Origin of the sequence: Siphonobacter sp. SORGH_AS_0500, assembly GCF_031453245.1 — a bacterium.
GTDB lineage: Bacteria > Bacteroidota > Bacteroidia > Cytophagales > Spirosomataceae > Siphonobacter.
On record NZ_JAVIYT010000001.1, the window covers coordinates 2786466 to 2801638 of the forward strand.

Genomic DNA, 15173 nt, shown 5'->3' on the forward strand with positions numbered 1-15173 from the left:
ACCGGCTTTTACACTTCCCCACTCTCATCAACTATTAGTCACAAGGTGTATTATTAAAATCTTCGAGGGTCTGTTTGCTGATACCGGAATAGAACGTAGGGCAGCTTTTCAGAATGTCATTAATGGATTTCTTATACGCCTCACAATTGGCTTTACTCTGATTAGCGACGTAAGCGTCCGCTGCGGCCTTTAATCGTTCTGCATTAGTATTGCAGGCATCCACACTGACGCCCTGTTTTTTTGAACAGCCAACCATCAGAACTATTCCCGACAGCGTTAATACGATTATTCTACTCCATTGCTTTTTCATACCAAAGGTTGATCATAGATTTTTGAACAGATAATTCTATTGCCTTTTAGCAACATTTCGGTTACAAAATTCCATGATTGCCTGCTTTCATTCAATCCCCAATTCATGGGAAGGCACTCCATTTGAAAAAGTAACGGTTACACCCCTTTTTCTATGAAGTTCAAAGGCATTTAACTTAAAATCATTACAGTTAAACTATACCCATAAGTTTAAATTATATAGATATAAGATTAGTTTATATTAGAATAAGTCAATAAAATAACCAAATCAGGGGTTTATTTACCTCTCAACCGTCTAAACAAGTCATTTAACGTATAAAGTTTACAGTTTGTAGAAATAAGTAGGTAAAGTATATACGTTAGTTGTATATTTGTATCAGATAGGTTGAAGGTTGAACAGATAATCTTTGCACAGGATTAGCCTGTTTAAAGGTTAAAAGCTCCCGTGTTTCATGGGAGCTTTTTTTTATACGACGGTGAAGACCGCTTTACGGTCTTCCATAAGTTTCTTTTCAATAAATCCGGCATCTACCAACCAGTTCAATGAAAGGTAAACTGCCCCGATACTGATGTGAAATTGATCTTCTTTCATCTGAAGCCAAACCTGTTCAGCATCCATAGCCTGCTGAGTTCGCTCCAGCACCAGTGCCACCTGATTTCGCTTCCCTGACTGCCTGACTCCGTGTTGTAAACAATACTCGTTGATTCGTTCAATAATATTCATTGGATTGTTAGGTTTGGTTCATTACTGGCCCTTCACCCGATTCTGTACATCGTCTGATCCGCTCTTCCGGGATGATCCCATTTTTAAATTCTGATTACCGAATCGATAGCTGAAAGACAGCGTAATCACCCGGCTATCGAAACGGATATTGGTATTCAAGTCCAGGTTTTCGTAACGAGCCGTCTGCACCCGGCGACGCCCCTGAAAAAGGTCATTCGCCATGAGCTTAACCGTGCCCTGTTTGTTAAGTATCTGCTTTTGCACACCCGCAGAAATGACGTAATACGCCCGCGTCCGAAACACCCCGTACACGGACTTCGAGTTATACACGCCACTAATTTCCATGGACGTACCGTTTCCCAACTGAAATGAGTTTTGAGAATTGAAGGTGAAGCTGGTAATGCTGTTATTGAGATCGCCACCTTTCTGATCGCCTTTGTATTCGTTACGGAAGACATTAAAGAAATTATTCGTCGTCCACCAGGAAGTGGGGTTTTGCGAGGCCGAGAAGCTAATGCCGTAATTAATCAGGCTTTTCAGGTTCTGAGGTCCCTGAAAGGTTGTGTTCGTGGAGTCAATCTGACCCATCATCCAGTTAATCACATCTGACGTATAACTGTAATTAATCGTCGTCGTCAGGAAGTTTTTAAATGTATGCCCAATCTCCAGCGAGTGGGTTAACTGTGGTTTCAGGAAAGGGTTACCCTCATAGTACAGGAAAGGGTCACGGAAGAAACGGAAAGGATTTAAGTCCTCATAATCAGGCCGTTCGATGCGTCGGCTGTAGGAAAACTGAAGACGGTGTTTTTCACTGAAGGTCTGGCTCAGGAATACACTTGGAAAGAGCTGGAAGTACTTTCGTATCACGGTCGAATCCGAGGTAATCTGTTGTCCCACCGTATGCGTGTACTCTCCACGTAAACCCGCCTGCAAACTAAATTTTCCAAACTCCCGATTGAAGTTCAGATAACCCGCATGAATCGTTTCCTGATACTTGAAGTGATTGGAAGCCGAGAGATCCTTCACCCAACGGGTACCCGCAAGGGTATCATATTTCACTTCATTGTCAACGGTTACGTAACTACTTTTCCAGCCCGTTTCCAGCTTGGCTTTCTGACCTAAGGGATGCGTATAATCGGCTTTGCCTACGTAGACATACGTCGAGGAAGGAATATCACCGCGACGGGTAGAACGACGGCTCGTAAACTCACCGGCTTCATTCAAATAACGCGTATCCAGCAACTGATTGGACTGAAAAGCATTACTAGAGTAATCCAGATCAGAGGAAAACTCCTGTCCTTCTTTGCCGAAACGATGCGTATAATTCAGGTTATAGGAAATATTTGACCATCGACTATCATCGGTATTGGTGCTGCGAGCATCCGAAAGGGTTTGATTCGTAATCGTTTGCAGCAGGTTACTGGTATTCCCATGGTTATGATACGTTCCTACATTCCCCTTCATCACCAAACCAAGCGTATTGTTCTGATTCAGGAAGTAGTCGATTCCGGCTTTGAAATTATTCGTATATAAAGGTTCGTCAGTAACCGTATGCTGATACGAAATCCGGCCAGGGCTGGTTTCGCCGGGATCGCGGAAACGGCGGGTGTAGGATAATAACTCTTTCTCACCCCGGTAGGCATGATCGTAACTTCCGAAGACATTCAATCGGGCACTCCGGTAATTCAGGTTTACGCCAGCTCCGTACCGATTTTTCCGGCTGCGGGCTGCATTGACGTACACATTCCCGTTAAAGCCCACTAACTCATTTTTCTTCAACTGAATGTTAATAATTCCTGAGTTACCCGCTGCATCATACTTCGCTGAAGGGTTGGTAATAATCTCCACTTTTGCTAAAGAACTGGAAGACGTTCCTCGTAAAAGCGTTGCTAATTCCTTCTGCGACAGATAGGTAAGTTTCCCATTAATCATGATGGTTGCCCCCTGTTTTCCTTTCAGGGTAATGTTTCCATCGTCGTCAACTGTTACGCCGGGAGCTTTTTCCAATACCTCTAAAGCAGTGTTACCTTCCGAAAGAATACTATTTTCAATATTCATAACGGTACGATCTATACGCTGTTCAACCAGGGGCTTTTTTGCCGTTACGGTTAGCGTTTGCAGGGATTGTTCCGTGGGCACCAAAGTCAGCGTGGGTAGCTGCTGTTTGGGCTGCTGTGTACTTAAAGTAAAGCGTTGACTTCGTTGCGAACGGTATCCTACAAAACTAGCTTCTACGTAATATTGACCTAAGGCCACCCGCTGGAAGACAAAACGACCCAGTGAGTCAGAAACCGTTCCTTTTACAAGGGTAGAATCAGCGGACTTGTAAAGAGCAACGGTGGCGAATTCAACGGGCTTACCGGAAGATTCGGCTAGCGAACCGCTCACTTCTGTCTGAGCATAAATGCTACCGCTCAGAAAGCACAGGGAAACGCTCCAAAGTATTTTTTTTAAGTCTATAGTGGTGAAGGACATTCCAATCAGGTAGTAACAAATGGCACAAAAGCGGCTGAAGAGGCAGTGGAAAAGGCAGGGTTGCTTAGAAAAGAAGGCGAAGAAGTTCCCGGAAGGATGCCTTCCGGGAGCGGAGAACCATTATTTGGTTACTTCAAACGTCAGCGTAGCACAACGCCAAACGGATTTATAATCCTTCCCATGATGCTGACCTTCTTCTTTTTCAGACTTTGAAGCTTCGACGCGGTACGTTCCGGGCCAAAGTGGCGTAAACTCCGCTTCACCAGAGGCGTTTGTCGTTACTTCACGATTCCAGCCACTGGGTGAGAAAACAGATACATGGAGTTTGTCAGAAGCCTGATCTTTAAACCAGCCTTTCAGGTGAATGGGCTGACCTACTTTATAAGTTTTACCCGATTCCAGCGAAACGTTCAGTTCGTTAGGCGTAGCGGAAGCCGCCGTTGCTTTACCAACCGTGACTACTGCCGTCGAGTTGAACTGATACTTGGTGGCACCACCCAATTCTTTCGCCGTATGGCCCACGGCCAGGGTGTATACACCATCCTGTTCAGGCGTGAACTCAGCCGTATAATTATCTTCACCGGGTTTGACCGTTAACTGCGTTTTTTTCTGATCGGGGCCGATGAGCCAGAGCGAGAATTCTTTCACATCAGAATACCAGTCAGCCAGTTTTTCGGGCGTTTCGCCGGGTTCTGAATAGATAATTTTTACGGTTTGTTTTTGTCCTTTTTTACCAACCGGACTGGTTTCAATCCACAAGGCATGAGCAAATAAACTGCTGGCTGAAAGGGTCAGGAAGAGGGAGAGTAATGCGGCTTTTAACTTCATGATTGACGTGTTTAATAATGGGATTGTTAATTTGATGTGAGCAGGTGGAAGGATGGTAACTTCATTCGTATAATTAGTTCTAAAGCGATGGTTAACAACGTTTTATGGTTTGAATAGAAGATTCATAACCTCGGTTCGGCTAACTTTTAGTAATAACAGAATCGGAAGCTTACGTTCAGCGTAGCGGTATTGACAAGATGGACGATGGCAAAGCTACGCTGTACGGCCTTGCGAGCAAATATAAATATTATTTAGACTAATTAAATATAGTGTGAATGAATATTTCTCTCCCACCCCAAATCGATCATCGGGCAATCCTATTTACATTTGACTATTACTGATCTGCTTATGTCCGAAAAACTAGATAAGGCTTTTGCTCTTTTTGACGCCTACAACGCCCAATCCCCCGAGACCGTCATTTCTGAAGGCGAGACAATTCCTGCCGAGTTGTTTTATGCCCAAAAACTCTACGATTGGGTCATAAAACTTGACCCTCAGGCCAGTGAGCCTTTGTTATTAGCCTCTCGTTGTCAGCACATTGGTCGTTGGGTCATTCCCCGGTCGGATTATCCCGACGGTCGCGTGGGATATTTGAAATGGCGTAGTGATCTGGCCAAATTCCACGCTGAAAAATCAGCCGAGTTATTGCGGGAAGCGGGGTATGACGAAGCTACAATTGAACGGGTGCGAACCATCAATCTCAAGCAACGCATAAAGACGGACCCGGAAGTGAGTACGATTGAAAACGCTCTCTGTCTGGTTTTCCTGACTTATCAGTACGATGATTTGATTGAAAAAATGGGAGAGGAAAAAATGATCCCGATTCTCCAGAAAACTTGGAATAAAATGACCGCTCCGGGCCACGAAGCTGCGTTGAAACTTTCCTACAGCAATACGGGTAAAGCTCTGATTGAAAAAGCTTTAGCCTAAAATACAGAAGGCCGGACTTGAGTAAGTCCGGCCTTCTCTTCAGCGAATTTTATTATTACTCAGCCAAACCCGCCTCTGCTAAAAGAATCAACAGCGATTGCTGGATACCCAAGTATCCTTTATCGTTCAGCCACCATTCATGAAGGGAATGTCCGTTCCCTCCAACCCCACCAATTCCAATCGTTGCCGCCGGAATTCCTTTTGAAAATGGAATATTGGCATTCGTTGAACTGCTGTGCAGCGATGGTTCCGCTTTGAAGAAATGCGTAATCGCAATCATTCTCTGAATCAGTGGGTTACTCTCTGGATTTAATCCCGAAGGGCGGTCGCCCACTTTGTTAATATTCACGGTTAAATCGGCCCCGTTTCGTTTAATAGCATTTTCTTCCTTAAGTCCTTTATCAACCGCCGCCAGAAATAATTGATTAATACCCGCCAGTTTTTCCTGATTCTCCGACCGCATATCCACCTCCATCCATGATTCATACGGAATGGCATTCACCGACGTTCCTCCACCAATCACACTAACACTATAGGTCGTTTTGGCTCCTGACTTTGTAAATTCATCCGCCTGCTGAGTAAAGTAATAAATGGCCTTTGCCAGGGCGTGATGCGGATTTACCAAACCAAAAGCCCCATACGAGTGCCCACCGGGGCCTTTAAACGTAACCCGGTAACGCACCGAACCTACGCCACCATTCGTTATGCCGCCTAGTCCAGCCCCGTCAACCGCCAGGTATGAATCAATTTTGGGGCCTTTTGCCGAGAATAAATGTTTGACACCCCGCAGATCTCCCAGGCCTTCCTCTCCTACCGCTCCCACGAATAAAACATCTCCATCAGTTTTGATTTTATTCATTTTCATAGCCTTTAGAACGGCTAATACTACGGTCAAGCCGCGGGTGTCATCACCAATGCCGGGAGCATAAAGCGTGTCGCCTTTGAATTTTACTTTAACGTCTGTTCCTTCGGGAAACACAGTATCCAGGTGAGCCTCAAGTACGACCGTCTTCTTACCTGTTTTTCCCTTCACTTTGCCCAAAACGTTACCTACTTCATCCATCCAGACCGAATCTGCTCCAGCAGCCTTCATTAACTCGGCGTATTTTCTAGCCCGAACCTGCTCTTTGAAAGGGGGCGAAGGAATTTCGGTGAGTAACAGATGCTCTTTACGGGTTTCGGGTTCCAAATCAAGAATAGTCTGAAATGCCTTCTTAACAATAGGCTTGTTAGCCAGCGTATTGATTTCCAGGTCGTACTTTTTCTCAGCCATTAACTTAGAAGCTGACTTCTGAGCCCAGGAAAAATGGCACGCGACTCCAACTAGTAACGCCAGCATTATGGTTTTCTTCATTGCTTTGGTCTGTTTACAAAAGGGAATAAAGGAATATCAATTAGCATTTACAGATTCTCGCAAATTATAAATAATGCTGTCAAAAACATATAAAACCAAATATTTATAATAAAATACTCATATAAACAAACTTTTATTTTAAATTGTTCCTATACATCTTTTAGATGACAAGGCTATGCTCTCGCAGTCGCTCGGCTCTAGCCGAGTGACTGCGAGGGACCACTGATGCAAGATTCCATCTCGTTCCTACCCTAAGGCAGGTTCCACCTGCCATTATTTCTCAACAATCAGTCAAGCTTGCAGAAGGTTTGATTATTTTAAGGGCTTCGATTATCTATTTTAAACAGCTTTTCATAATTATAAATTTATCTTACCAGCGTATAACAAAAACTCCCGCTGAGTTCTTACAGCAGGAGTTTTTGTATGAAGAAACCTTAGTATTCTAAAAATCAATTACAAAATCTTAACTGAAACATCACAGAAACGAGTCAGTAATTGCTGTAACAATTGACTCTTGCAGGAGGCTTCTGTATAAATGCTGCTTACCCAGACGATAATCTTTAATTCAATAGCATCGGCTGCTAATGAATTAATATAAATCTCTGGCTGGCTGTTTTTAACGGTATCTTTAATTTTTCTAATTTCTTCTTTGATGATTTTTTTAACCTGATCGAGGTCAGCGTCGGCATTGATTTTGATGATAATTTCACTTTTCAAGTAAGGATTATCTCCCGTCCAGTTCACTAGCCGGCCCGATAATAAATCACCATTAGGAATGACTACTTCCGAGCCCTGGGGAGTGAGCATAATACTGGACCGGATTCCGATGTCTTTAACTTTTCCTTTTTTATCAGCTAATTCCACATAATCACCAATAGAAAAAGGTTTTTCAAATATTAATATAATTCCAGAAACAAAGTTATTAACGATATTCTGCATCCCTAAACCAATCCCCACACTCAATGCACCCAGCACAACCGTCAATCGGTCCAGAGGAACGCCAGAAGCAGTAATAGCCATCAGGATACCAACAATAATGATCACTAACCGCACCAGAACCAATTTCGAACTTTTCCGCTGATTTTGCTCGTCAAACGTAATATTACTTTCTCCAAATAAGATTCCGATATGCTTCTGTAGTAAGTTTGACAAATACACAATAATCACAAAAAACAGAACATTACCCAGTGTAAAAGTAATGCTACCGAATGTTCGTGATTTGCTTAACACCATGTCTAAAAATGCAAAAGTCTGATTCGAGATGTTCAGATTAATGACCAGTACTAATAACCATAAGAGTACGGCTATAAAGGATAATACTCGCTTCGCCGTGGCACGTACTCTATTAATATTAACTCTGGAAAATAAACCATCTGAACAGGAGCTTAGCTTAATCTGTAAATCCAGCCCTTCGGTTAGTACTTTTACAAAATAGGCTAATCCAACCATCTGAGTTAACCCAATGACGGCTGTAATACTGAAAATTTTAGACAGGCTCAATCGTCCAAAGATGTTCGTTACAACAGCCAGAATATTAAGCCCCAGGTAAAGAATGGCAACCGGACGAATAAAGTTTTCGCCAAACTGAGCTTCTTTGAGCTTTCGGTACGAAGTGAAGCCCTGATAGAGGAAGCCTATGTTTAAAGCAATCAATGTCAGTCGCAGGAATATTCCATCACGAACGAGAATATTAACGACCACTAATACAATGTAAAGACCAACAATGGTAAGCCAGTGCGTCAGATCGGATTTTGAGATTTTCTTCCAGATATGACCCGTTATGACGACTAATAAAAGGAATTGTGTCAGCTCAATGTATAAGGAAGGAGAATCAGATTCGAAAAACGGAACCAGATTAAGTACTACAATTAAGGTTGCAACGATGGGAATGGGTTTGATGGCTTCGTAACTGGATTTTTCCAGTTGCTGTTTTATTTCCAGTTGACGAACCTTTTTAAAAGTACGATTGATCCAGATAAAAAAGGCAATACCAACCAGAATCAAAACGGCTCGGTTATCCCAGGATGATCCTATGAAATAGCTTAAGATCTTTCGTTGACCTAAATAAGAATTCTTAAAAAATGATTGAACGCTGTCGTGGTCAGAGAATGTTGGAGCCGACCAAATAAAAGGAGATTCTTTGTTAAAGATACTGCCAACAGAACTATTTAAACGTTCATCAATCAGGGCCTGTAAATCGGTAACTGCCAGGTTATATGACGAAACTTCTGCCAATAATTTACTAACTGAATCTAAATGGGCCGTAGCTGTTTTTCCGGAGTGTTGCAATCTCCTTTTTAACTCCGTTACCTGATTATTAAATAATTTACGGGCACTACTGTCTCGGTCATTAACGGTTAAAAGTGAGTCATTACTTAACGTGACCAGGTTCTCCGTACTTCGTTGCAAATCATTACTGGATTTGGTTAATGACTTTTGCCAGTTGGCTAACTTAGTTTGGGCATCTTTTAGAATCAGTCGATAATTGAGTAAATCTTTACTATCAATTATCTTATTACCTGCATTTAAATCATCCTTGATTGGATCAATACTTTCTTCTACTTCTGTTAATCCCTGTTTTATTTTGGATATACCGTATCCTTTCTTGTTTGAAGCATTTATCTCCGTCACAGCAGCCTGTGCTTTTTGTAATTTAAAGAGTAAGGTATCGGGTATGGAGTAAGCCGTATCTCCTTTAGTCAATGCACTAGTCTGGGCTGAAACCATCGGACTTTGGAATAATCCGATCAGACAGAAGATTATACCTAAGAGATAATATTTGTACTGCATCTTTCTTTGGGGTACTAACGTACGTTGATTACATACCTTCATAAGCATTGGATCATGTTGGGAACAAACTATTCTTCTATCAGGATTCATACCCAAAAAAACTGTACAAACAATGGGTAATTTCAGGAAAAATGATTGACAATATTTACTTAAAATCCTGAATTACAGTATATTATAATTAAACTTCTAATACTATTGCTTTTAAAGGACTGCCAGCCGATCCATTGAATGTTGGCTTTTTGCAACTACTTGCCTTCTGCCGTATATACTTAATGTCATTTAAGTTTTTTTATAAATATTAAGTAATAAACACTATTCAATCAATGTTGATTTAGCTACTACCTATTTTAATAAAAAAAGAGCCCGCAGGCTCTTCAAGTTAAGTAATACTAACTTTAAAATTTAGTGTAAGAAGTTATTAACTTTATAATATAGATTCGAACTTCAGTTTAAAGTAATGTTCAACTCATACGAATAGTTACAAACCGTTAGAAACAAAGCTTTTGATGGTTGTTGTTCTCACTACCTCACTACAGTAGAGAAGCAAGGCCTCTTCATCTAAAATATGCCAAAGTTTGTATTCAGAATTTTGCTGAATATGGTGGGCTACCGAATAGGAAACCGCACTGGTAAGATCTCCAATCAATCTAACTCGGTCAATAACTCCATCTAATCCTTTGGAAACCAATAAGGTCTTAGCCCAAAACTTCCCAGTCTCAATAATTGCAGCGTTTTCTATTCCCTTTTTTAACTGGTCGATTTTTTCACTCGTCCAGATATCCTTATGATAGGATACTGCACTTTTGGTTGCTATGTGCCGGGTATCAATGGTTGATAAGACTTCGGCTAATTTTTGTCTTTGATCTGAATTTAACATGGGCAAATCTATTTGGATATACAATCATAATAAAATAATTATATGTTAACAACCATTTCTTTACTTAATCGTAATGTTGATAAGTATTCGCGATCACTATGGTATTTTTATGAAATTATTTAGTTAGCAATAGATATTAAAAATAAGTAAAAAAACTTATATTATTGATAAAAATAATTTAAATAAAATTTATATTTCCTTTCTATGTTTTCTAATCAATTGAGTTGTATCTTTTTATCCGCAACTAAGCAACCTACCTAAATAACCGTATTAATTGCAGCAAAATGAGCTTTGCCCCTCCCTCCGAAGAAGCTAATGGTTTTCTTCATTTCAAGCACTATCAGACTGCACTGGAATCCGCTAATATTGGTATTATTGACATAAATTTTTCCTCTCAAAAAATAAGAGTTAATCATACGGGGCAACGTATTCTAGGTAATAACTCAGCGTCCGTATTTAGTATTGAAGCGTTCCTGTCCATAATTTTCCAGGAAGATCTCATTGAAGTTAGTGAAGTACTTTTTTCCAAAACTAGCCCTTCCCGAAAACAGAGTATCGATCTGACTTTCAGAATCAGTCATACGAATCACTTCCAATGGATTCAGATCAAAGGTCAGCGATTTAGTCAGCCAGTAGCTTGTTTCAGTGGTATTATTCAAAACGTTACTGAACAGAAAAACGCCCTTCAAACCATCGAGGAAAAAGCTTTTCTTTTTGATGAACTGGGTAATCATTCGGCCATTGGCATCTGGATAGCCAATGCGGAACCTTCCACTACTTTCATTAGTGAAAAGTGGGTAGAATGGACCGGTAGACCCTATGAAGACCACTTAGGCATTGGCTGGTTAGATTGCATCATCGACGAGGATCGGGAGCCGTCTAAGGATAAATTCATCGCAGATTTTCTGGCTCAGCGTACGCACAAAAATGAGTTCACCATTCGGCATACAGACGGTACGTTAAGATCCATCGATTGCAGCGGAACGCCTCAGTTTAACGCCGATGGAACGTTTAAAGGGTATCTAGGGACAGTCATTGACATTACCAAACGGGTTAATGCTCAGAAACAGCTTCACCTTCGGAATGAGCAGTTTAATGATCTGATTACCCAGGCTCCTTTCCCCATTGGACTCTATACCACCGAAGCTATCGTTATTGAATTAGCCAATGAAGCTCTGCTGAAAATGTGGAGTAAGGATGAATCCATTATTGGAAAGACGCTTCACGAGGCCTTACCGGAGTTACACGGTCAACCCTTCGAAGCCATCCTGAAACAGGTGTACCAAACCGGAATTGCCTACGAAACCCAGGAGCAGCGAACAGACCTGCTAGATGGAAACGTGATTCGACCGTACTGGTTTAAATTTACGTACAAGCCTCTTTTCAATGCAGAAGGTAAGGTCTGGGCCATTATTCACATGGCCGCTGACATTACCTCACGGGTTTTGGCTCGCGAACAGATTGCAGATGCAGAAGCGAATCTGCGTCTGGCTATCGATACGGCTGACCTCGCCACTTGGCAGTACAGCCCCGTTACCGATAAAGTCTATGCGTCGGAACGGTTTCAGCGGTGGTTTGGCCTCAAGAATTCCGTTTCGGATCTGGTTTCTTTTCTGAATTCCGTTGCTCCTGCGGATCAATCGCGAATCTCTTACGCTATTCAGGCCGCCTTGCTTTCGTCGGCAACTTTTGACGAGGAATTCACCAGCGTAGATGCAGAAACGGGTCGGGTACGGGTTATTCATGCTCAGGCTCGTTCGCTCGCAGACGAGGAAGGGAATACGTACTTACTTACGGGATTGGCTCAAAATATCACCAATCAGCGGGTAGTTAAAAACGAACTTGAACGGTTGGTAAAAGAGCAAACCGAAGCTCTGCGAATGAGTAACTATGAACTTCAGCAAACCAATGAAAGTCTGAAACAATTCGCTTTTATTGCGAGTCATGATTTGCAGGAACCTTTGCGTAAAATCCAGTCCTTCATTAGTTTACTTTACAACACGGACGTAGAACGGCTGACGGTAAAGGGGGCCAGTACCTTGTCTCGAATTCATGCTTCGGCGAACCGAATGTCTTCGTTGATTAATGACTTGCTGACGTTTTCCGGGCTAACCATCAAGGACGTGCCGATGGCTCCGCTTCCCCTGAAAGATTTGATCAACGATATATTAGAAGACCTAGACAATGCGATAGATCCGAATGCCACAACCATTACTATTCAGTCACTTCCAGTCGTTTGGGGTAATGCGTCTCAGTTGACCCAGCTCTTTCAGAATTTACTAACCAATGCCATTAAATTTAGTCGTCCGGGTGTTATGAATCATATCACCATCGACTGCGGCAAAGTTTCGCCTGAAGAAGTGAGTTCCATTGAGGGATTGAACCCCCGGCGTTCGTATAACTGGATTGATGTAAGCGATGAAGGCATTGGCTTTGATTCGGAATATGGAGACCGGATTTTTCAAATGTTCCAGCGATTACACAGCAAAGACCAGTACGAGGGTACCGGAATTGGGCTGGCCGTTTGTCGCAAAGTCGTTGAAAATCATCAGGGTATTATCACGGTCAGCAGTGTTCTGAACGAGGGTGCGACCTTTCGGGTTTACCTCCCTGAAACGCCCCCCATCAGGCAGGCCACAGCCCTGGTTTGATATTTTATTTAATGAAATTGACTGTAAATCCGGCAGATGCCTTTTTTTTGCATAAAATTCAATGTATCCCTTTTGATCCAATAACAATGGCTTACTCAGAAGATCCTTCTCATAACGAAAGCAGTCACCGCACAGCCGTTGGCGTAGTCGTTATTTTCCTTGTCCTGCTCGCCCTCATCATCCTGCCTGTGTTTGACTTCAGCGAAACACCCCCAACGCCACGTACGACAACGGGTGACGTAGCGATTGAAGCTAAAAATCCAGATCAGCCGACCGCAGATAAACACGATTAAGCACGTTCAATGATAGCTTATAAAAAGAGCCAGTCTTTTGGATAAGACTGGCTCTTTTTGTGCAGGTTGACAACCCCTTACATCTGTTTTTTCTTCTTCTTTTTAACCTTCGATAAGCGTTCTTCTTCTTCTTTAATCAAGCTTCGCCAGTCGGTATTTTTTTCTGCCTCAACGCTTAAATCAAGCGTCGCTTCGTAATCAGATTCCTCGATCGTCAATACCTTAATGGGTTTGGTTAAATAGGTTTCGATTTCTTTTAAAATCGGCCGTTCTTCCGTGCTACAAAATGAAACAGCGTTTCCTCGATTGGTTCCCCGGCCCGTTCTTCCTACCCGGTGCACGTAGTTTTCAGCCTGTTCGGGTAAATCGTAATTAACCACGTAATCGACATTGGCAATATCAATTCCCCGGGCACTTACATCCGTAGCAATCAGGATTTTTGTTTCTCCTTTTCTAAACTGATTTAATACTTCCAGACGGTCGGTTTGTTCTTTACCACCGTGAATGGTCTGGCTGTGGATATTCACCCGTTCCAGAGCTTTACTTACCCGTTCAGCCCGAACTTTCGTACGGACGAAAACGAGCATTTTCTTTTCGGGTTGCTCGTTAATGAGACGTTCCAGAAAGAAGCGTTTGTCATCCATTTCTACGAAAGCAACGGCATGGTCAATGTTCTTGGAAACAGGATCTTTGGGAGAAATCTGAATCCGAATGGCGTTCGTTACCAGGGAATACGCTAAATCTTTAATCGTCTCATTAATCGTGGCTGAGAAAAATAAAGTTTGCCGTTTTTTGGGCAGATATTTAATCAAATCCTGAATATCCTTGATAAAACCCAAATCCAGCATATGATCCGCTTCATCCAGAATCAGGATTTCCACAGCATTCATCTTAATATAGCCCTGACTAGCCAAATCGAACATTCGTCCCGGCGTAGTTACCAGAATATCAATACCTTCCTGTAGTTTTTCAATCTGAGGCCCCTGTTCTACACCGCCGAAAGTACAGAACGATTTTACTTTGGAATGGTGACCAATTTGCTGAAAAACTTCGGTAATCTGTAAGGCCAATTCCCGAGTCGGCACCATTACAATACATTTAATACCCGTGCTTTTCTTGGTGAATTTACGCTCGTGAATTTTGCTAATCACGGGAATAGCAAAAGCCGCTGTTTTCCCCGTTCCCGTCTGAGCAATAGCCAGCACGTCCTCTCCTTTCAGAATGGGAGGAATGGATTTAAATTGAATGTCCGTAGGTCGTTTAAAGCCGAGTTTCGTCAGACTTTTCTTGATTTCGGGAGCTATGTGATAATCGTCAAATTTCATGTTTTGTCTTCAATTGTCTGTTTGCAGTTTTCAATGACCCCTCACTAGGATTACCCTGTAGCTGTTCGTTTCCAAATGGATAGTAGCTTTAAGAATCTTTCCATACTGATACCCGCTTTTTCGCTGGCATCAACCAGCTACAATCACGCTCATTCTCTGTTTCCAGACGGTTAATAACTTTAAAAATCTTTCCTTACCGATGCCAGCTTTTTCGCTGGCATTAACCAGCTATAATCGTGCTCATTCTCTGTTTCCAGACGCTAGTTACTTTAAAAATCTTTCCATACTGATACCAGCTTTTCCGCTGGCATCAACCAGCTACAATCACGCTCATTCTCTGTTTCCAGATGCTAGCAACTTCAAGAATCATTACAAAAAGCGTTAATCCAAGGTTTCTAAATACAATTCTTCCACCTTTTTACGAGCCCAGGGCGTTTTTCTTAAAAAGACCAGACTCGATTTAATACTAGGATTATGCGTAAAACACTTAATCCGAATTCGCAGACCCAGCTGATCCCAGCCGTAATAATCAACTAAATGAAATAAAATCATCTGCAAAGTCTTGCCATGTAAGGGATCTTGCATTTTTTCAGTTTTCAGTTTATGGTATTCAGTTT

12 protein-coding genes are annotated in these 15173 nt (G+C 42.1%); 3 read left to right on the forward strand and 9 right to left on the reverse strand.

Annotation, left to right across the window (positions count from 1 at the left end; all coding sequences use genetic code 11):
* Positions 1-34: 34 nt before the first annotated feature.
* From QE357_RS11810 to QE357_RS11825, 4 genes are all read right to left on the reverse strand, one after another.
* Positions 35-310: a hypothetical protein gene (locus QE357_RS11810; protein WP_309707641.1), complete on the reverse strand. Its 276-nt coding sequence runs from the start codon at positions 308-310 to the stop codon at positions 35-37.
* Between the two features lie 465 nt (positions 311-775).
* Positions 776-1033, reverse strand: a complete 258-nt coding sequence (locus tag QE357_RS11815; RefSeq protein ID WP_307143197.1) for a Fur family transcriptional regulator — start codon at positions 1031-1033, stop codon at positions 776-778.
* A gap of 21 nt (positions 1034-1054) precedes the next feature.
* Positions 1055-3508 carry an outer membrane beta-barrel family protein gene (locus QE357_RS11820; protein ID WP_309707643.1) on the reverse strand — a complete coding sequence of 818 codons (2454 nt, stop codon included), beginning with the start codon at positions 3506-3508 and terminating at the stop codon, positions 1055-1057.
* A 120-nt stretch (positions 3509-3628) separates the two neighbouring features.
* Positions 3629-4336 carry a DUF4198 domain-containing protein gene (locus QE357_RS11825; RefSeq protein WP_309707645.1) on the reverse strand — a complete coding sequence of 236 codons (708 nt, stop codon included), beginning with the start codon at positions 4334-4336 and terminating at the stop codon, positions 3629-3631.
* Between the two features lie 348 nt (positions 4337-4684).
* On the opposite strand from QE357_RS11825, the gene QE357_RS11830 reads away from it, so the two are divergent.
* Positions 4685-5266 (forward strand): DUF4202 domain-containing protein, encoded by a 582-nt coding sequence (locus QE357_RS11830; protein ID WP_309707647.1) that lies wholly within the window; start codon positions 4685-4687, stop codon positions 5264-5266.
* A gap of 55 nt (positions 5267-5321) precedes the next feature.
* On the opposite strand, the gene QE357_RS11835 is transcribed toward QE357_RS11830, so the two are convergent.
* The 3 genes from QE357_RS11835 to QE357_RS11845 form a co-directional block, all read right to left on the reverse strand.
* On the reverse strand, positions 5322-6620 hold the full coding sequence (locus QE357_RS11835; protein WP_309707650.1) for a M20/M25/M40 family metallo-hydrolase: 1299 nt from the start codon (positions 6618-6620) through the stop codon (positions 5322-5324).
* A gap of 453 nt (positions 6621-7073) precedes the next feature.
* Positions 7074-9410 (reverse strand): mechanosensitive ion channel domain-containing protein, encoded by a 2337-nt coding sequence (locus QE357_RS11840; RefSeq protein ID WP_309707651.1) that lies wholly within the window; start codon positions 9408-9410, stop codon positions 7074-7076.
* A gap of 478 nt (positions 9411-9888) precedes the next feature.
* Entirely contained in the window at positions 9889-10287 is a 399-nt protein-coding gene (locus tag QE357_RS11845) for a hypothetical protein (protein ID WP_309707653.1), read from the reverse strand.
* A gap of 284 nt (positions 10288-10571) precedes the next feature.
* Here QE357_RS11845 and QE357_RS11850 point away from each other — a divergent pair, with 284 nt between their 5' ends.
* The gene (locus QE357_RS11850; protein WP_309707655.1) at positions 10572-12938 is read left to right on the forward strand and encodes a PAS domain S-box protein; all 2367 of its coding nucleotides are present in this window, start codon (positions 10572-10574) and stop codon (positions 12936-12938) included.
* A gap of 86 nt (positions 12939-13024) precedes the next feature.
* Positions 13025-13231 (forward strand): hypothetical protein, encoded by a 207-nt coding sequence (locus QE357_RS11855; protein ID WP_307143212.1) that lies wholly within the window; start codon positions 13025-13027, stop codon positions 13229-13231.
* Positions 13232-13308: 77 nt separating this feature from the next.
* On the opposite strand, the gene QE357_RS11860 is transcribed toward QE357_RS11855, so the two are convergent.
* Both QE357_RS11860 and QE357_RS11865 read right to left on the reverse strand, forming a co-directional pair.
* Positions 13309-14556, reverse strand: coding sequence for a DEAD/DEAH box helicase (locus QE357_RS11860; RefSeq protein WP_307143213.1), 1248 nt, complete (start codon positions 14554-14556; stop codon positions 13309-13311).
* 381 nt (positions 14557-14937) lie between these two features.
* The gene (locus QE357_RS11865) at positions 14938-15141 is read right to left on the reverse strand and encodes a VF530 family protein (protein ID WP_307143214.1); all 204 of its coding nucleotides are present in this window, start codon (positions 15139-15141) and stop codon (positions 14938-14940) included.
* Positions 15142-15173: the final 32 nt, after the last annotated feature.